The sequence below is a fragment of the Photobacterium sagamiensis genome (assembly GCF_050337085.1).
Taxonomy (GTDB): domain Bacteria; phylum Pseudomonadota; class Gammaproteobacteria; order Enterobacterales; family Vibrionaceae; genus Photobacterium; species Photobacterium sagamiensis.
The window spans coordinates 68467-86300 of sequence record NZ_JAKJSP010000016.1 but is presented as its reverse complement, the minus strand read 5'-3'; the positions used below and the strand labels follow the sequence as shown (position 1 = coordinate 86300).

At 45.9% G+C, this 17834-nt stretch carries 19 protein-coding genes; 7 read left to right on the top strand and 12 right to left on the bottom strand.

Annotated features, from left to right (window positions below; all coding sequences use genetic code 11):
* Positions 1-115: 115 nt before the first annotated feature.
* The 4 genes from L4D76_RS07030 (at position 116) to L4D76_RS07015 (ending at position 3520) form a co-directional block, all read left to right on the top strand.
* Positions 116-988 carry an AraC family transcriptional regulator gene (locus L4D76_RS07030; RefSeq protein ID WP_428440205.1) on the top strand — a complete coding sequence of 291 codons (873 nt, stop codon included), beginning with the start codon at positions 116-118 and terminating at the stop codon, positions 986-988.
* Between the two features lie 120 nt (positions 989-1108).
* Positions 1109-1840 carry an AzlC family ABC transporter permease gene (locus L4D76_RS07025; protein WP_428440204.1) on the top strand — a complete coding sequence of 244 codons (732 nt, stop codon included), beginning with the start codon at positions 1109-1111 and terminating at the stop codon, positions 1838-1840.
* Positions 1837-2142 (top strand): AzlD domain-containing protein, encoded by a 306-nt coding sequence (locus tag L4D76_RS07020; RefSeq protein WP_428440203.1) that lies wholly within the window; start codon positions 1837-1839, stop codon positions 2140-2142. The genes L4D76_RS07025 and L4D76_RS07020 overlap by 4 nt, the downstream gene beginning before the upstream one ends.
* 76 nt (positions 2143-2218) lie before the next feature.
* Complete coding sequence (locus L4D76_RS07015; RefSeq protein WP_428440202.1) at positions 2219-3520, top strand: GMC family oxidoreductase N-terminal domain-containing protein; 1302 nt, start codon at positions 2219-2221, stop codon at positions 3518-3520.
* 80 nt (positions 3521-3600) lie between these two features.
* Here L4D76_RS07015 and L4D76_RS07010 read toward each other — a convergent pair whose 3' ends face one another.
* The 4 genes from L4D76_RS07010 to L4D76_RS06995 all read right to left on the bottom strand — a co-directional run bounded on the left by L4D76_RS07010 (position 3601) and on the right by L4D76_RS06995 (position 7609).
* On the bottom strand, positions 3601-4806 hold the full coding sequence (locus tag L4D76_RS07010; RefSeq protein ID WP_428440201.1) for a NupC/NupG family nucleoside CNT transporter: 1206 nt from the start codon (positions 4804-4806) through the stop codon (positions 3601-3603).
* A gap of 227 nt (positions 4807-5033) precedes the next feature.
* Positions 5034-5972, bottom strand: a complete 939-nt coding sequence (locus tag L4D76_RS07005) for a LysR family transcriptional regulator (RefSeq protein ID WP_428440272.1) — start codon at positions 5970-5972, stop codon at positions 5034-5036.
* A 332-nt stretch (positions 5973-6304) separates the two neighbouring features.
* Positions 6305-6865, bottom strand: a complete 561-nt coding sequence (locus L4D76_RS07000; protein ID WP_428440200.1) for a DUF4136 domain-containing protein — start codon at positions 6863-6865, stop codon at positions 6305-6307.
* 318 nt (positions 6866-7183) lie between these two features.
* Entirely contained in the window at positions 7184-7609 is a 426-nt protein-coding gene (locus tag L4D76_RS06995; RefSeq protein WP_428440199.1) for a potassium channel family protein, read from the bottom strand.
* 228 nt (positions 7610-7837) lie between these two features.
* On the opposite strand from L4D76_RS06995, the gene L4D76_RS06990 reads away from it, so the two are divergent.
* Positions 7838-8719 carry an AEC family transporter gene (locus L4D76_RS06990; protein WP_428440198.1) on the top strand — a complete coding sequence of 294 codons (882 nt, stop codon included), beginning with the start codon at positions 7838-7840 and terminating at the stop codon, positions 8717-8719.
* A 135-nt stretch (positions 8720-8854) separates the two neighbouring features.
* Here L4D76_RS06990 and nagK read toward each other — a convergent pair whose 3' ends face one another.
* Both nagK and treB read right to left on the bottom strand, forming a co-directional pair.
* Positions 8855-9763 carry an N-acetylglucosamine kinase gene (gene nagK, locus L4D76_RS06985; RefSeq protein WP_428440197.1) on the bottom strand — a complete coding sequence of 303 codons (909 nt, stop codon included), beginning with the start codon at positions 9761-9763 and terminating at the stop codon, positions 8855-8857.
* Positions 9764-9863: 100 nt separating this feature from the next.
* Positions 9864-11294 (bottom strand): PTS trehalose transporter subunit IIBC, encoded by a 1431-nt coding sequence (gene treB, locus L4D76_RS06980; RefSeq protein WP_428440196.1) that lies wholly within the window; start codon positions 11292-11294, stop codon positions 9864-9866.
* A gap of 483 nt (positions 11295-11777) precedes the next feature.
* Between treB and L4D76_RS06975 the strand changes: the two genes are divergently transcribed.
* Positions 11778-13163: a carbohydrate porin gene (locus L4D76_RS06975; RefSeq protein WP_428440195.1), complete on the top strand. Its 1386-nt coding sequence runs from the start codon at positions 11778-11780 to the stop codon at positions 13161-13163.
* 98 nt (positions 13164-13261) lie between these two features.
* Here the strand turns inward: L4D76_RS06975 and L4D76_RS06970 are convergent, their stop codons facing one another.
* The 3 genes from L4D76_RS06970 to L4D76_RS06960 form a co-directional block, all read right to left on the bottom strand.
* Complete coding sequence (locus L4D76_RS06970; protein ID WP_428440194.1) at positions 13262-13528, bottom strand: hypothetical protein; 267 nt, start codon at positions 13526-13528, stop codon at positions 13262-13264.
* 84 nt (positions 13529-13612) lie between these two features.
* On the bottom strand, positions 13613-14278 hold the full coding sequence (locus L4D76_RS06965; protein ID WP_428440193.1) for an SDR family NAD(P)-dependent oxidoreductase: 666 nt from the start codon (positions 14276-14278) through the stop codon (positions 13613-13615).
* 144 nt (positions 14279-14422) lie between these two features.
* A complete protein-coding gene (locus tag L4D76_RS06960; protein WP_428440192.1) occupies positions 14423-15205 on the bottom strand; it encodes a Mut7-C RNAse domain-containing protein in 783 nt (260 codons plus the stop codon).
* Positions 15206-15390: 185 nt separating this feature from the next.
* On the opposite strand from L4D76_RS06960, the gene L4D76_RS06955 reads away from it, so the two are divergent.
* The gene (locus tag L4D76_RS06955; protein WP_428440191.1) at positions 15391-15957 is read left to right on the top strand and encodes a hypothetical protein; all 567 of its coding nucleotides are present in this window, start codon (positions 15391-15393) and stop codon (positions 15955-15957) included.
* 96 nt (positions 15958-16053) lie between these two features.
* Here the strand turns inward: L4D76_RS06955 and L4D76_RS06950 are convergent, their stop codons facing one another.
* From L4D76_RS06950 to L4D76_RS06940, 3 genes are all read right to left on the bottom strand, one after another.
* Complete coding sequence (locus L4D76_RS06950) at positions 16054-16344, bottom strand: YkgJ family cysteine cluster protein (protein WP_428440190.1); 291 nt, start codon at positions 16342-16344, stop codon at positions 16054-16056.
* Between the two features lie 101 nt (positions 16345-16445).
* A complete protein-coding gene (locus tag L4D76_RS06945; RefSeq protein WP_428440189.1) occupies positions 16446-17018 on the bottom strand; it encodes an NAD(P)H-dependent oxidoreductase in 573 nt (190 codons plus the stop codon).
* A 54-nt stretch (positions 17019-17072) separates the two neighbouring features.
* Positions 17073-17423 carry a MerR family transcriptional regulator gene (locus L4D76_RS06940; protein ID WP_428440188.1) on the bottom strand — a complete coding sequence of 117 codons (351 nt, stop codon included), beginning with the start codon at positions 17421-17423 and terminating at the stop codon, positions 17073-17075.
* Positions 17424-17834: the final 411 nt, after the last annotated feature.

The following is a 17834-nucleotide window of genomic DNA, read 5'->3' as shown; positions in this document are numbered from 1 at the left end:
CTCAACATTCATCAAGGCCTAGATAATGCGCAATTTTATACAAAAAAATAATTTGTGCCTGCGCTACAATAATGCGCAACTTATCCCGTGCTCACCAATACCCAGGCGACAAAACATGTCAGAGAAGCAAGCTAGCAATGACAATCCCGCCAGTAACAAAACAGCCAAAGAGCAAGCAAAATACAGCTATGCTGATGAACTGGGCGGTTTAGAGGTATTGGAAGCCAAATACCACCATCAGAACTTCTCGCGTCACAGCCATGAAGGTTACACAGTCGGCGTTATTGAACAGGGTGCTCAACGCTTTTACCGTACAGGTGGTAACCACATCGCTCCGGAAAGCAGCATCATTCTGGTAAATGCCGATGAGATCCATAATGGCCATTCAGCTACAGAAGGTGGCTGGTCATACAAAGCCATGTATCCGTTACCAGAACAGTTTGAAGCGATCAGTCACGAACTTCGTTCACCGATCACAGGAGCTCCGTATTTTCCCGACCCTGTAGTTTACGACCCTGAACTGGTCAGCCAGCTCCGGCTGGTATTCGACACTCTGGATAAATCGCCCAATCGACTGCTGCGCGAAACCTTAGTCTACAGCGTGCTGACGAAGCTGATGTGCAAGCACGGCCGCAATCGCGTCACCCCTGCTGATCCCCCGAAAAGTCAGCGTCAGCTGAAACTGGTCAAAGAGTTTCTTGATGACTTTCCCACTGCCGATATCTCATTGCAAGAACTGGCGCAACTGGCAGCCCTGAGCCCATTCCATCTGGTTCGGGCATTCCAGAAAGAATATGGTCTTCCCCCTCATGCCTACCAGATCCAGGCGCGGTTACATCTGGTGAAGAGACTGCTCCGCCGGGGTCATAAGATCTCTGATGCTGCACAAGAAGCAGGTTTTCACGATCAAAGTCACCTTCATCGTCATTTCAAAAAAGCCATGGGGATCACTCCGGGGCAGTTTGCCCGCCAGCTAAAGCAGAAATAACCAGGCTCTAAATAAGAACAGCAAGGTTGTACAAGCTTCTTGCAAGCTGTGACTCTAAAATGGATGACATAATTTGAAACAACAACCGATGTAAACACGACAATTCACCAATGAGGGATCATGCAAACAGACACAATAAATAGCCCCGCTGACGCATCTAGCACGCAAGAAAAACGCAGTTTGTTCTGGCAAGGTGCACTGGCAGTCACGCCGTTATGTATTGCCGTGATCCCGTGGGGGTTACTGGCAGGTTCGTTCGCCATTGATATTGGTTTGGAGCCTCTTGAGGGCCAGGCGCTGTCAGCCATTGTATTCGCAGGCTCTGCTCAGCTGGTTGCGATGGGCATGCTGAAGGTTGGTGCAGGTTTAGGTACCTTGCTTCTAACCACGCTGTTTATTACCTCACGTCACTTACTGTACAGCGTCACGATGCGGGATAAAATCAGCCCGCTACCATTGCGATGGCGTTTAGGTTTAGGCTTTTTACTGACCGATGAATTATTCGCAATTTGTGGTCATCAAACGCAGAAGCAGTTTAACCGCTGGTATGCACTGGGAACTGGGCTGTGGTTTTACCTGAGCTGGAACCTGTCGACCCTGACAGGCATTATTGCAGGTCAGTACTTACCTAATCTTGATAAATTGGGGCTCGATTTTGCCATCGCAGCCACTTTCATTGCCATTGTCATTCCAACAATTAAGCGACTTTCAGTTCTGATCAGCGTTGTCGTGGCGATGGTGCTCTCTGTGCTGTTCCAGTGGTATGACATAGATGGCGGGTTAATGCTGGCAAGTATCACTGCCATGGTATGCGGCTATACCGTCGAAAAAATGAAAGGAGACCAAGTATGATCTGGCTGACAATTGTGGCTATGACCCTATTGGTTTTCGCCAGTCGTTATCTGTTTCTGGAACCAAAGTTGCCGCTTCGCCTGAATCCTCAGACTCAGAAGCTACTGAGCTATTCCAGCCCCGCGGTACTGACCTCTATCTGGGCTCCGATTGTGTTCTTGCCCGGTGGCGAACCGGGATTCTCAATCAGCAACCCTTACCTGATCGCCGCGACCGTCGCCGCCCTGGTTGCCTGGAAACTGAAAAATGTGTTGCTAACAGCTGTGATCAGCATGACTGTTTTCTTCCTGCTCTCTTTATAATACTGTGATGAATCCAGTATAGTAACCAAGTTATTTGAGCTCAGCTTTTGAGCAAATGTCTTGAGGTAACAACACCATGCCAGTTAGTCGTAATTCATCACTGAACGCAATGTTTGACGCCATCATTGTCGGTAGCGGCCCCGGTGGTGCCACGGTTGCAAAAGAGCTGGTACAACAAGGCCAAAACGTTTTGGTACTAGAATGGGGTAGCGCAGCTCCGCTGAAAGGCACTTTTATGCAGATGGCGGGCATTGCCGCAATTCCGGGTAAAAGCGCTTTTGTTACTTCAGATTTTTCTTTATTGATCCGTGGTATTACTGCCGGGGGAAGCTCGGCAATCAACTATGCCACGGCAATGGCTCCCCCCACCACGTTATTTAATCAATATGGCATTGATCTCAGTGAGGAAATCGCTGACGTTGAGCGAAACCTCCCAATTGATGTATTGCCTGATCATCTTATCGGTCCCATCGCACACAGAATCAAGAATAGTGCTCAGACTCTGGGATTGAACTGGCAGAAATTAGATAAATTCATTCATATGGATAAATGTCGTTCTGCTTGCCATCTCTGTTCATACGGCTGCCCCTATGACGCGAAATGGAATGCCAGAATGTTTCTTGATGAAGCCGTTGAACAAGGCGGTAAGCTGGTCGTCAATGCCAGGGTAACGCGAGTATTAACCGAGAATAACCGCGCTATTGGTGTCGAATATAACCATAAGGGTAAACCTGAAGTCGCTTATGCAAAAAATATTGTTCTGGCGGCAGGAGGAATTGGCTCAGCCCGAATTTTACAAGCCACGGGTATCAACAGCGCAGGTCAGGACTATTTTATCGATCCGGTCGTTGCCGTGATGGGTGCTGTCAAAGAAAAATACAGTGGCGGTGAAATACCGATGGCTGCAGGACTACACCTGCCGGAAGACGGGATCATGTTGTCAGATTTAAGTTTACCCAAGCCATTTTTTCACCTTTTCACCGCTCAGGCAGGGAAATTTAACCGAATGTTTTCGCCCAGTAATACCTTGTCAATTATGGTGAAGGTTAAGGATGGACTCAGCGGCAGCATTGGTCCTAAATGGCTCAATAAGAGCCTTAGCGATGAAGATAAAAACAGGCTCAAAACAGGTGCCGACATTGCCGAAGAGATCCTTCATCAGGCCGGAGCCCGTTCTATTTACAGTACCCACCACTTTGCCGCACACCAGGGCGGCAGCGCCAAAATTGGCGAGGTTGTTGATTCGGATCTGCAGTCAGATATTTCGGGGCTGTATGTTTGTGATGCCTCTGTCATTCCAGAAGCCTGGGGGATGCCACCAACATATACCCTTATTTGCCTCGGCAAGCGCCTGGCTAAGCACCTTGATAAGCACTAACCAAAAGGGAGCCGAATCGGCTCCCTTATCACTATGGTCAAATTTGCACTAACAATAGCTGTGATGATGATTCTGAAGACTTACATCGACAGAATAACACCAGCAATTGCTGCACTCATCAGGTTGGCCAATACACCAGCAGCAATCGCACGGAAACCATTGCGAGAAATAAACTGGCGGCGTTCCGGTACCAGAGAGCCTAACCCGCCAATCAGCATCGCCATCGTCGAAATATTAGCGAAGCCACAAAGAGCAAATGTCACGATAGCTTGTGAATGTTCACTTAACTGATCTTTGACCTCCATCAGTTGAATAAATGCCACGAACTCATTAACCACCACTTTGTTGCCAATTAACGAACCAGCAGTGATCGCTTCATTCCAGGGTACACCTATCAGCCATGCTACTGGCGCAAAAATATAGCCAAGAATTAATTCAAAGCTTAACTCGATGCCAAATAAGTCACCAAAAGAGCCCAGCAGACCATTAAGCAATGCAATAACACTGATAAAGGCTAATAAAGTCGCACCCACTGCAACTGCAATACGTAAACCGGACATTGCGCCATCAGCTAAAGCTTCAACTACGTTCGTCGCACGAGGCAGTTCCACCGAGGTAATTTCATCTTCATCATGAGTCGTATCTGACGGTGGCACCAATATTTTCGCCATTAATAAACCGGCCGGTGCCGACATAAATGCAGCCGCAATCAGGAAGTTCAGCTCAACCCCTAACGACGCGTACCCGACTAACGTACCACCAGCAACAGAGGCCAAACCACAAGTCATTACCGCAAAAAACTGAGAATCACTCATGTTTTTCAAATACGGTTTAACAACCAACGGGGCTTCAATCATACCGACAAAAATATTCGCGGTCGCAGAAAGAGATTCTGCCCGGCCGGTACCCAGAAACTTCTGTAAGCCACCGCCGATGACATTAATCACTTTGGGCATCAGGCCAATATGGTAGAGCGCAGAAATCAGCGCCGAGAAGAAAATAATGATGCCGAGTACATTAATCGCAAACACAAACCCTACACTGCCGGTAGCCAGGCCACCAAACAGAAATACAATGCCTTCCTGGCCATAATTGATAATACTCGACACGCCCCCGGTGACAGCATTCAGCGCCATTTTACCTGCCGGCACATACAACACGAGCAGAGCAAATGTCACCTGTAAACCAAATGCAAGAGAAACGGTTTTAAGGGGAATATTGCGGCGATTTGTTGATAACAGCCATGCAAAAAGCAATATAGCGGCAATACCTAGCAACGAAGTCATGAATCGGGCCTATGTTCTTAATGAAGTAGAGGCGCGCATTCTAAACAGTCGTTTATTATCGGCAACTCGTTCTGGTTAACTGTTTGTAACCAGAAAAAATGGCATCAAAACGACAAACCTTAACATTATGATTAAAATCGACTTTTATCAAAACCACTCTCTATTATTGCTGTATGGAAAAGATGTTTTGGCCACGACAAATGATGTGCTTTCAGGATCGATTAAATTTACAGCTTCACCAATGGCTTCAGCGCCTTATCCCAGTAGGGTGGTTCACCGATGTAGTTCTTAAAAAAGTTAATCGCTGCACTGATTTTTTTCGGTAGGTGCTTTCGGCTTGGGTAAACCGCATAGAAAGGCATCGACTGGTTTGCCACCCAATCCGGAAGCAATTGGATCAGCTTGCCTTCTCTAAACTCATCAGTCAGCAAATACGTAGCCAGATAGGCAATCCCCCACCCTGAGACCGTAGCATCACGCACCGCCTCGGCTAAATCGACCCGATAGTTACCTGACACTGTCACACACAGCCCCTCTTTATCTTTTTTAAATGACCAGGTGCCATAACTACGCTGGCGGCTTTGGTAAGTCAGGCAATTGTGCTGTTGCAAATCATTCGGATGCTGAGGCGCCGAATTTTTCATCAGGTAATCAGGTGATGCAGCAACTACAAAACGGGTATCCGCCAGGCGCTGGGCAACATAGCCATCAGGAATATTTTCGAAATTGGTGATCCAGAGATCAAACCCCTCTTCCACCATATTGGCTTTGTGATCAAACAGGCTCACTTCAACCTGCAGCTCCGGATACTGACGACGCAATTGCTCAATAGCAGGAATAATGTGCATGGTGCCAAAAGATTGTGACAACCCCAAACGCAGAATACCGGCCACTTCGTCCCGTACATCATTCATCATTGCATCAGCATCCTGAACGTTACATACAACCTGCTGACAAAATTCAACAAACTGCTGACCAGCCTCCGTCAGGGTAAAACTCCGCGTTGTTCGCTGTACCAGCTTCACGCCCAGCTCAGCCTCCAGTGCACCCAGTTGTTTGCTGATATGAGAAGTCGAAACCCCTAGTTTTTGTCCAGCGGCCGTAAAACTACCAGCCTGAACCAGAGTGTGAAAGATGACCATTTGGCCGGCACGATCTTGCATCAATTTAAGTAATACCTCTGCAGTCGAAAACTCAGGGAGTACGGACATCAGTATGGTGTCATATTGTCACTCCCTGCGAAAAGGGCGCTCAGTTTACTCAATTAAACGACAAATGCATCCCTGATGATGTATTGAGCGATATTTTACGTCATAGCATGATCACAACAGGCCCGCTTCAAGCACTCACAAGAATCGTACACGACCCTACCTGTCCTGGCTTTGGGAAAGGGGTGACTAAGTTGGCCATGTCAGGGGATCTACAGTTGAGGTTCGCGTTGATACCAAATCCATTAATTATCTAACCATTCAGATAATTAATGGATGGACACATCAACTTAAGCACGTGGTATTGACTTCAGTATTCTTGCCATAATTTGATCAATACGCTGTTCACGTTCTTCATCTGATCGCTTCAAATCTGTCAACCCCTGAGCTAAAACCCGCCACAGTGGAAGTACTTGTTCAGGTGAAAAAATAGCAACCAGTACAGAACCTTTCTCATATTGATTTCTGTCAACTCCGACGGTCGACAATCCAACCATTAGACCGGCTCTATTAAGGATCTCTTTATCACTCATCTCAGACTCTAGTGCTAAGCCAAAGCCCACTAAAACGGAAGGAGAATCGGTAATCGGAACCAATTGGTAGCCTCTACTTTCCATTAGCTTGGTAATGGAATTTTGCATATGCTTTACAAGCTTCTCTGCATCCGCATCATCTGATACATAGACTTTAAGCAAGGTCGGATGCCAAGAAAATCGTTTTGATTCTGTAGGTAGAAGGCTTAAATTCCCCGTCTTCACCATGTTTATTCTCGTCACCTGAAGCTCTGGTTCGGCGACTGTAACGCAGCCCGTCAAGAATAGAAGCAATAGTGAGCAAATTCGTAGTTTCATAATAATATAGGGCTCCAGCCTTTTTCATTACGAAAATACCTTACTCTTACATGGAGTTCTTTGGGTGTTGTCGCAAAGTTGATGTAGGCATGCAGATCACTGACAATGTGTGCACAGTCTTATGTTTCATCATCTAAAAATAACTAACACAAGTTTATCGAAGTACTAACGGTTAGGTTAATGAAGCTTGCGTCGAGGTAAAAGGTAAATTGCACAACAATAAATTAAGAGGAAAAGCGATATTCTGGCTAATGCACCTAAGATCCTTCCCAAACGGTAAATAACAGAAAACCCACCTTACATTTATTTATTAGCCCTTTATTTCAAGTTCCAGTAACGTCGCATTTCAAGATAGAGAAAAGAAGCTGTCCAGGTGATCAATACCAAACCCGTTAATGATTCAACTCCGGTTAAATATCTCAGATCTCCGGATGGTTCTATATCACCAAAACCTAAGGTCGTGAATGTCGTGAACGAAAAATAGACACAATCCAATAAACTGCCATCAAAATTTCCTTCTAAGCTTCCCCAATCTTCAGAACGATGCATATAATAATAAGCCAATCCAAAGAGCCATACCTCAACCGTATGAGCAATTAAAGCACCGAAGACGCCAAACACGATTCTCAGACGATGAAAGATATTCATCTTTGGCATAAGAGCTGTGAGTTGATATAAGAATTCGTAATGGATCATCACGGCAATCGCAGCAACTGCGCTATTAACTAAAGATACAGTTATCACATCGAACCTGCTTATGGTTACATTCTGTCTCTTACATTATATGCACTGACTGTCTGTAAGCTCAAAAAGTCATCGAAAAGGGCAATAACCACTGCCACTCATGCACGACCAAATCATTCCTATTAACCATATAATAATATTACAATTTGTACGATAAACCGCTATGGTGAAACCTTAAACAGATATTCCATAATCCTGAACCAATAATAACTGAGCAAGGAAGCTAAGGTGTTTGAGAAAGTCGTCGGTATTCTGTTCCCTGTTTTTGCGATTGTGCTCGTCGGCTATGCGATCAGCAAACGGCTGAAACCAGATTTTAAGCCGATCAACCGCATCAACATGGATGTGTTTGTGCCTGCACTTATCTTCTCGTCATTAGTGAATATGAAGCTCGACACCTCTCAGGTTTCCTTGCTGACCGCTGCCGTTTGTGCGGTGATTATGCCGGGGCTACTGATGATCGCCCTATGCCGAATTAATAAAATAACCTTTAAAGCCTGGGCACCGCCACAGATGTTTCGCAACAGTGGCAATCTCGCTATTCCACTGTTCAGCTACACCTTTGGTGAAACCGCCATGGGTGCAGCCGTGTTGCTGTTTGTAGTATCGACCACTTTACATATCACCGTCGGCATGGCACTGCTGAGCAACAAAGGAACCCTGTCGATTAAGCAACTCTTTAAAACCCCGCTGTTGCTGGCAACCCTTGCCGCTCTCGCTGTTAACTTACTGGACATTTCGGTCTGGAAGCCACTTTACGAAGCCACCCATTTGTTAGGCCAGGCTTCAATCCCGGTAATGTTACTGTCGTTAGGCGCGCAGATGATCAACCTGCGCCTGACGGGCTTACGCACCGGGTTAATGACCACCTTGTTCAGCCTTGGCACGGGTGCCATCACCTTCGCCATGATTTATATTTTTATCCCACTGCCTCACCAACAGCTTCAAATGATGGTGCTGTTCACCATGTTACCGCCAGCAGTAATGAACTACCTGTTTGCTGAACGATTTAATGTCGAACCGACCAACGTGGCATCAATGGTGCTATTCGGTAACTTTTTCGCGATTATCACACTGCCTATTTTATTGTGGGCGGCACTGGCAATTTAGAACTCTGCAGGGGTAATAAAAGTAATCATCGCAAGTGCAGGAATAATAAGAAGAGTAATGGAATGGCAATAATTAAAGTCTCTTTACGACAACATCGAGGGATGAGGCATAAGCCGCACCCTACTCGATATTGAATTATTTAATTTTCAGGAAAGCTGCGCCACGTACGCCACCAGAATCACCGTGTTTGGCTTTGATAATACGCGGAGGAACCGCGACAGACAGCAGATGTTTCTGCATACGTTTTGGCAATTCGTCGTAAATCAGATCGAAATTAGACAAACCGCCGCCCAGCACGACAACATGAGGATCCAAGCCAGTAAAAATATTAGCAAAGCAGATAGCCAGCAGTTCCATAAAACGATCAACATGCTCAACCGCATTAGCTTCACCAGCATGGTAGCTTTCGATAATTTTAATCGCTTTTAGCTTTTCACCATAATAATGCTCGTATAGCAGTTCGAAGCCACGACCGGAGAGGTAACTATCCATACATGCTTTATTGTTGCAGCCACAGTCGAATAAAGGTGGTTTTTCGCCAAGGTGGAACCAGGCATCAATCGGCAGACGTATATGGCCCAGTTCACCCGCAACATGGTTAAAACCTGAAAATACTTTTCCATCGTAGATCAAACCACCGCCAAAACCCGTGCCCAAAATCAGACCGATAACAGATTCCTCACCTTGCAGCTCTTCGTCCCAGGCTTCGGAAAGGGCAAAGCAGTTAGCATCATTTTCAATCGCCACACTACGCCCAAGTGCCGCTTCCAGATCTTTTCGTAACGTTCGCCCTTTCGCTGCCGGTACATTTACCGTCAACACGGTACCGTCACGAGCATCTTCCATCCCTGGAATACCGATACCAATATGACCTTCACAATCAAATTCCTGATCTGCTGTTCGCACCATATCGGCAATGGTGTTCACCAGCTTATCGTAATCATCAACAGGTGTCGGTACACGCTCAGTGGCAACACGCTCTAATTGTTCATTAAATGCGCCAAATTCAATTTTGGTACCGCCGACATCAAAACCATAGTACATCCTGTTTCCCCCAAAAAAGGTTAATACCAAATTCCCATCTATTCATACAAGGTGGTGCATTGGAAGAGAAAAGGGCAAGCTGCGCCTGCCCCGAAAGAAATTATGCTGATTGAGGGACTAGCTCAATCTCACCTTTGGCCAGCTTGCGCTTATACATCACCAAGGTCAGAGTAATAGGCACTGCGATGGCAACCGCCATTGCCAGCAGATAGACCATCCAGTATGCAGGCTGGATAGAAAGGATGCCCGGCAGGCCGCCGACACCGATACCGTTCGCCATCACGCCGGCACTACCACAAATCGCCGCGGCAATAGCAGAACCAATCATGGCGCTCAGCATAGGGAATTTATATTTCAGGTTGATACCGTACATCGCAGGCTCAGTCACACCGAGGAAAGCCGAAATGGCGGCAGGTACTGAAATTTCACGCTCGTTATGTTTTTTGCTGATCCAGATAATACCGACCACAGCAGAAGCCTGGGCAATATTTGACAGCGCAATCAACGGCCAGATAGGCGTGCCACCCATATCTTGCATTAACTGCAGATCAACGGCATTGGTTGTATGGTGAATACCGGTAATCACTAATGGTGCATACAGGAAGCCAAAAACCATCGAACCAAGAACTGCGAAATCACCCGTCATTGCCGCTTTCGCCGCAAACGCAACACCATCACCGATAACACGGCCAAACGGACCAATCAACGAGTGCGCCAGCACGACGGCCGTTAACAATGAAATAAACGGCACCACAACAAGATACAGGTAGGAGGGAATAATACGTTTCAGGTTGGTTTCTATCATTGCCAGTGCAATACCCGCCAGCATGGCAGGAATGACCTGAGCCTGATAACCGACTTTTTCAATCACAAACAGGCCAAAGTCCCAGACTTCCGGTGCCTGCTTACCGATCAGATAGGCGTTCATTAACTGCGGAGAAACCAAGGTAACACCCAGCACAATACCGAGGATCGGTGTGCCGCCCAGTTTTTTCACGGTTGCCCAGCAGACCCCGACAGGCAGGAAGAAGAAAATCGCTTCGCCGATCAACCATAAGAAGGAGTGTACCGTCGACCAAAACTGGCTGATTTCAACCAAGGTTTTGCCATCGAACATGCGAATGTCGCCAATCACATTACGAAAGCCAAGGATCAAACCACCGGTAATAATAGCTGGAAGCAGCGGAACAAAGATTTCGGCAAGGTGGGAAATTCCCCGCTCCAGCAAATTCATATTCTGGCGTGCTGCGACTTTGGCTTCATCTTTTGACGCCCCGCTCATGCCGGTCATTTCATTGAGAACTTTATAGACCTGGTCCACTTCGGTACCAATAACTACCTGATATTGCCCGGCGTTGGTAAAGCAACCTTTTACCATGGCGATCTGTTCTATCGCCTTGCTGTCTGCCTGTGCAGGGTTGTTTAACACAAAGCGCAGGCGGGTTAAGCAGTGACTGACGCTGGCAATATTATCCCGTCCGCCTATCAGCTCGACCAGACGCTCTATCTCTTGTCGTTTTATCGTACTCATGTTGATATCCATTCATATGTTGTGTGGTGGTACAGGCTTTCGCCATGGAACTGTTCCCAATTATTGTTACAACATATTTCCAAGATGGAAATGGGAACATTCCCAAACTGTGAAAGTCCTCACACCTTAGGTGTTTCTATCAACGCCTTACTCTGCTCCATAAGAATCCTGAAAATTGCTTTAAAGTGTTATAGCAACAGGATTTATTGCCTTCATTTCTCGTGTCGCCAGAAGCAAAAATAACATTTAAAAATTGAACCAATCAGGAGTAATTTGGCCTTTTCACCCTTTTCTAATCCAACCCGTTTTTAAAAAACCTGTGAGAGCCCTCACCTTTTGGGACTGTTCCCATTTCTTTCTGGTGCGGCCCCTTGTAATAATGAATGGGAACAATCCCATCAACTCCAAACATTAGCACGGGCTATATATTTGGCTCGTCTATATGGGTGCGTTCCTTATTACATCTTGAAGGGAATAACAATTATGAAAAAAGGTCTTTTATCTCTCGCTATTGCTTTAGGCTGTTCAGGTTCAGTCTTAGCGCAAGATCAAGTTACTGAACTTGAGGCCAGAATTACCAATCTAGAGCAGCGCCTGGAAAAAGCTGAACAAGTGGCTGGAGATGCCGAAAGCAAAGCGTCTGCTTTTGAGTTTCATGGCTATGCACGAGCAGGTTTGCTGATTGATGACAACTTGAATGGTGAATCTGCCATTACAGGACCATACATGACAGCGGCTGGCGCACTAGGTGGTGCTGTCGGTCGTCTGGGTGTTGAAGATGACAACTATGTTGAAGTAATACTTGATCATAATATCAGCCAAGATGATGGTTCTTGGTCGAAGTACCGTGTAATGCTGGCCGACAGTACAGAAACCAACAATGAATGGACTTCCGATGATTCAACGCTCAATGTTCGACAAATCTTTGCTGAGCTAGGAGGGTTGGATTCTTTTGATGGTGCCCTGTCGTATGCCTCCATTTGGGCGGGTAAGCGTTTTGACCGTGATAACTTCGATATTCACTTTATGGATACTGATATTGTCTTCCTGTCGGGAACCGGTGCAGGTATTTATGATGTTCAGTTCAGTGATGACTGGCAGAGCAACGTCTCAATTTACGGCCGTGATTTTGGGGCCATCGACAGCGAAAGCCTGGAAGTGGAAAACTACATTGTTACGATGAACAACTACATCGGCCAGTGGCAGTTGATGCTGAACGCAATGACAGCTGCAGACAATGAAGGTAGAGATGTAACTGACATATCTCCAACCAAACGTGCTGAAAATGGCTTCCACGCATTGCTGGCCTATCATGGTGACAATTTCTACGGTGGCGGCGAAGGTTTCTCAAAAACGGGTGTGATAATGGGCCAGGGTTTAGGTGCTGAACTGAAAGGGATTGGTTCTAATGGTGATCTAAATGAAGATGCCAAGGCTGTACGACTATTCAGTTACGGTGTCACTCGCTTTGCTGATAACTGGCGTATCGCACCTGCATTCTTGGGTGAATATAGCCAGGATCGTGTTAAAGACGGTGATGAGTTCATGTGGGCAACGGTGAATGTTCGTTTGGCGCAAGAGCTGACCAAAAACTTTGAAATGGTGTATGAAGGCTCTTACCAGTACATGGATTTGGATAACGGCACGGAACAAGCTGACGGTAGCTTCTACAAAGCCACTATTGCACCAACCTTTAAGCTAGATACTTCTGGTGGTTTCTTCCAGCGTCCGGAAATTCGTTTTGCGGCTTCGTATGTTGACTGGAGCGAAGATCTGAATAACTACTCTGTGAGCTTGGCTGACGATGCAAGCACTATGGGCGAAGGCGGCGAAGCAATGTTTGCACTGCAAATGGAAACTTGGTTCTAACTATAATTAGCAACTAAAAACCACGCCCTGTGGGCGTGGTGATCATATCTAGTGTTATTACCTTCGCTCATCATAGCTAGCTGAGTTAAATAACCCGCTTACCCTTTATTTGACTCATTGAGTTCAGGTTGACCGTTTAGCCTGCCCCAAAAATTTACCAGACCCATTGTTGTTCTGATTTTTTCAGCACACACAATACCGATCACCAGCCCAGTGCCCATCAATGCCGCGATCAGAACCATATTCATGTCATCAAGAATAATGCACGAGATCACAGCAATAGCTGCGCCAACTAAGGCTGGCGAAATAGCGACGCCAAGCCAGAGCAACAGATGAATGAATGCAGCAGTAACTCTGAGAAGCATATTAATTCCTTTTATTTTGACTATCAGATTTCCAATATTCACATAACGAAAGCGAATTCATCCCAAAGCTTTCGAATTTAACGACTAAGAGCGATTGATTGTAATATCAGAAACATAACCGTGCTCGGCGCTGACCAGCGCCTGCTTCAGCATAGTCGCTGCTTCCTCTGCGGTCATAAAGCCCGAGGTATCAAGATCTTTGCCACTGGTTTGCCAGAAATCCGTAGCCATTCCACCGGGATACACTGCGATTAGTTTCATCGGGCTGCCTTTCAGCTCAAGACGAACAGATTCGATCAACCCCCGCACTGCCCATTTAGCTGCACAGTAGGTCGACTCCCCGGCTTTAGCTACCTGCGCCGCCGTCGACATTACAACAACGACATTGACCTTCTCATGACGATAGCGCTTCACCAACTCTCGCAGTAATAAGATCGCCGATGTCACGTTGTTGTGGATCAGTTCGCCAATCAACTCAGGCTGCTGATCTTCAATGGGGCCAAAATAACCGCTGCCAGCGCAGTGGATCACGGTATCTGGTGCTTGTTCCAGCGAATCGAGCAAGGCTGAAATAGCCGGCGGATCACACAGGTCGGCCGGTTTTGTCTGAACGTCGCCAGAAATCGTTTTCGCCACCTGTGATAGACGTTGCTCACTGCGTCCGGTAAGTAACAGCGCTTGTCCGTCGTTACCATACAAATTTGCCAGCGCGGCACCCAGGCCACTACTGGCACCAGTAATTACAATCATACGATCCCTTCATTTAAACTAATAAGTGCGGCAGTCCGCATGCAATGCTTGGCATTTTATACCAGTTTTGTATTCTTTATGTGAATAATACAAAACTCGGCCTGTCTTTAATCATCCCCCCCAAAACTACCTCAAGATGCAGAGTTAATTGACGTTTAATTTGCTAATCCATTTACAGATGCGGTCATAATGGGACCCTCGCCAATAGATTTTTTTACACCCCTGACACTCCATAAAACCATCAGAAAATAACAAGACATCATCAGGTACGCGACCTTTTAATCGTTTACTATCAACCGGGTGCAATTGTTCATTACAATTTGAGCAACGCGTAAATGGTCTGAAACTGTTCTCCAGCTGTAAGCGGGTAACTACTTCCCTTAACTGCTGTTTTGGATCATCACTGCGAACCCAGTACCCATGAGTGACTGCCCTGTATTTAAAAATACCCTTGTCACGCGTCAAAATGATGCGTTTCTCATTCAGAGACAGTTGGACAATTTCACTATCGCTGAAATCTTTATTGTATAAGGTATCAAATCCGAGTAGTCGGAGCTTCAGTGCTAATTTCCCCAAATTAACATCCACGACAAATTTTGTTATCCGTAGTGGCTGTGAACGGAGGTGAACAAGAGGAGTGATATTAAAAGATTCAAATTCGGGATAAACAGAGACATGCTCACCGCCCTGCATCTGGTACTCGAAACCCACCGACTCGCCATCGACCACGATTAAATCGATTTCGGTATGTGGCACCCCAATCGCTTCAATCGTGTCTTTAATGGATGGATTTCCTGTGAATTCATAAGGAAACGTTATCTTGCGCTGTTTTTGGAGTAAGAAGTCATTGAGCTCTTCATAAAAACGAAAGCATGCGCTGCGTATGATGGGAGCGTGTTGTTGAGCCTTTGGGTCTATTTTTTGCATTCTTTGGGTATATCAGTATTATCTCTCATCAAAATAGCCGACATCATCAGATTTGGCCAGTTCGCTTAAAAAGTCGCTATTTAGCATGACAGCAGTGCAAATAATGAAAGTGGCTGACAGATTAAAATACAATTAAGAGACTACGCTTACGTACGTAGGCTCACTTTTGAAGAAGAGATTAGTCCGTGATAAGAGAAAACACCTTTGCACCATCCAATGTATGGACGAAGCCTTTCGTTTCAGAAGTCGCAGAAATTTTAAATTTGTTGCGTGAGTACGATTACGACTCAGCGACCTTGGTAAAAATAACGGCAATACCAGAGCGTAAGTTCCGCGATTGGAGCGCAAGGTATAAAAAAGAGCCGTTTGAAGTATCGACGATCCCGTATGCTTGCTGGTGCTTCTTAGCTGCTTTAGTAGGCAGACCGAATATTCAGAATCATGGTCGACCGTTACCGGCAGATATCCGTAAAATTTTGGGCACATTCAATGCCAGTGCTTTTCGCCCTGCCAATAAATTTGTGACTCCTTCCGCCGATCAACTGCGAGAAATTATCGGTGACAATGCATTTACAGGGTTAACAATCAGTGATTTATCGGCATCGTTTGATTGGAACAGCACCCATTTCAACGATAATTTAGAAAAAAGTAACATTCCCTTTTTAAATTGGTGCCTTATTTTGATGCTGCTTGGTTTGGATATTCAGAAAATGATCCTGACTGATCTCGAAGGTGAATTAACAATACATTAAGCTTTCACACCGGTTTAAGGTGTAAGCCGCAAGACAAAAGGCAAGATTGATGATTTTCAACATTAATGAAAATCATCAATCTCGTTGATTCTACGTTTACATGTTATCGTTTCGCTCGGCGATACACTCATATTCTCCCATCTCAAACTCTCGGCAAATCAGCGGTCGATTTTCGTAAATCGAACACATCAATGTATCGCGGTCTAAGGCTGCGCACCAACCATCCTCAAGACGTGCCATTACCCTTCCGCCCCACGAGTCAGTATCAATATAGCGCTCAGGAACGCCAGTCTCAGTAATGAGCATAACTTCTAACCGGCAACAACAAGCCTTGCAGTTGGCACAGGTTATCTCAGCTTCAGGCAGGGTGGTAATTTCGATTGTCATAAATTACTACTGTAACGTCATTTTGTCGCTAGCATATCGCAATCAGACCGTTTGTGCGCGATCTCATGATGAAGGCGAAATTTACCTACCGTCTTTGTCCGCTACTTAGCCCCCATTTTGGTGACGGCATCTTGCCATTTGGCGCGCTGTTTTTCTGATGAATTTATCACAGGCCCAATATATGTCGCTGATATCTTCTTGAAACCACAAAAAGCCAGAGTGGTATTTTTCAGTTGTTTATAGGCCGGGTTACCTTGAAACCATCGATAAAATAAGGGCGGCGTGTCCATGGTTAAAATGATATCAGCGGTTCGCCCTGCCAGTAGCTTTTCAGGAATAGATTTCCCTTCATGATACTTAAACGCGAAACCCGGTAAAATAGTCCTGTCGAATAATCCTTTCAGCTTGGCGGGAATTCCTCCCCACCAGACTGGGGAAATGATGACGACATGCTCGGCCCATGTTAGCGCCTTTTGAAAAGACTCCAGATCGGCCTCCAGTGGCTGGATCTGATCATAGCCATTGATCAGATTGCTATCAAAATCCATATCATGAAGTGACATCAAACGGACATCATTGTGTTGCTGGCTTGTAGACAGATAGGCTTCGGCCAGTTCAGCGCTGTAACTGGTTTGTTTCGGATTTCCATTTAGCACTAAAATACGCTTGCTCATTCGGTTGACTCCTTGTGAAAACAAGCAGTCTAAACTTTACCCCTTGGGGAAGAGTCAACCGTTATCGAAACATTTCTGAATTTCGCACCGGTAGTCTTCAACTTGTTTTTGGGTTGAGAGCAACGCTGCTATCTGAGCATCAATGGCTTGTTGTTTGTGCGCCAGAAGTTCCATCACCGCAAGCCAATCAAGCGTGTTACGACTAACAAGAAGGCTTTTAAGCTCTGACAGCGTGACACCTAATTTTTGTGCTTGTTTGATAAGCTGGATAAACTCAACATCGTGCTCTTCATAAACACGATAACGCCCCTGCCTTTTAATACCGGACAATAACCCTAATGCCTCATAAAGCCTTATCGCTTTCGCTGACGCGCCGGAACGTTTGACAACTTCACCAATATACAACCGCAACTCCTTTTATTTATACCCAAGTAACCTCAAGATGCTCGTTTCAGCGAGAATTTCCAGGCGCTAAGGTCAGACGCTGATTTGCAGATATAGTCGCTCTACATCAAAAATCAGCAACGCAACATTAGTGCCTGGAAAACTCGCCCTTCGGGAGTGTTCCAGCCAGCCCACTTCTGTGTCAAATGCACTCGAAAGGACCCGTCATTCCTTCGCACATTTTCCTTGAATTGAACTGGCTGGTATCACTCTGAATCCTGCATCTTGAGGTAACTTGGGTATATTTAGTATTACAGATGGGGATAGGTTAAAAACTCAGGAACGTATTCTAACCATTGTGCAGAAAATATCCTCGATCACACAGGCAAAGCCATTAGCGCGAAGCTTGTTTTTCATGGTACAAAGAAACAC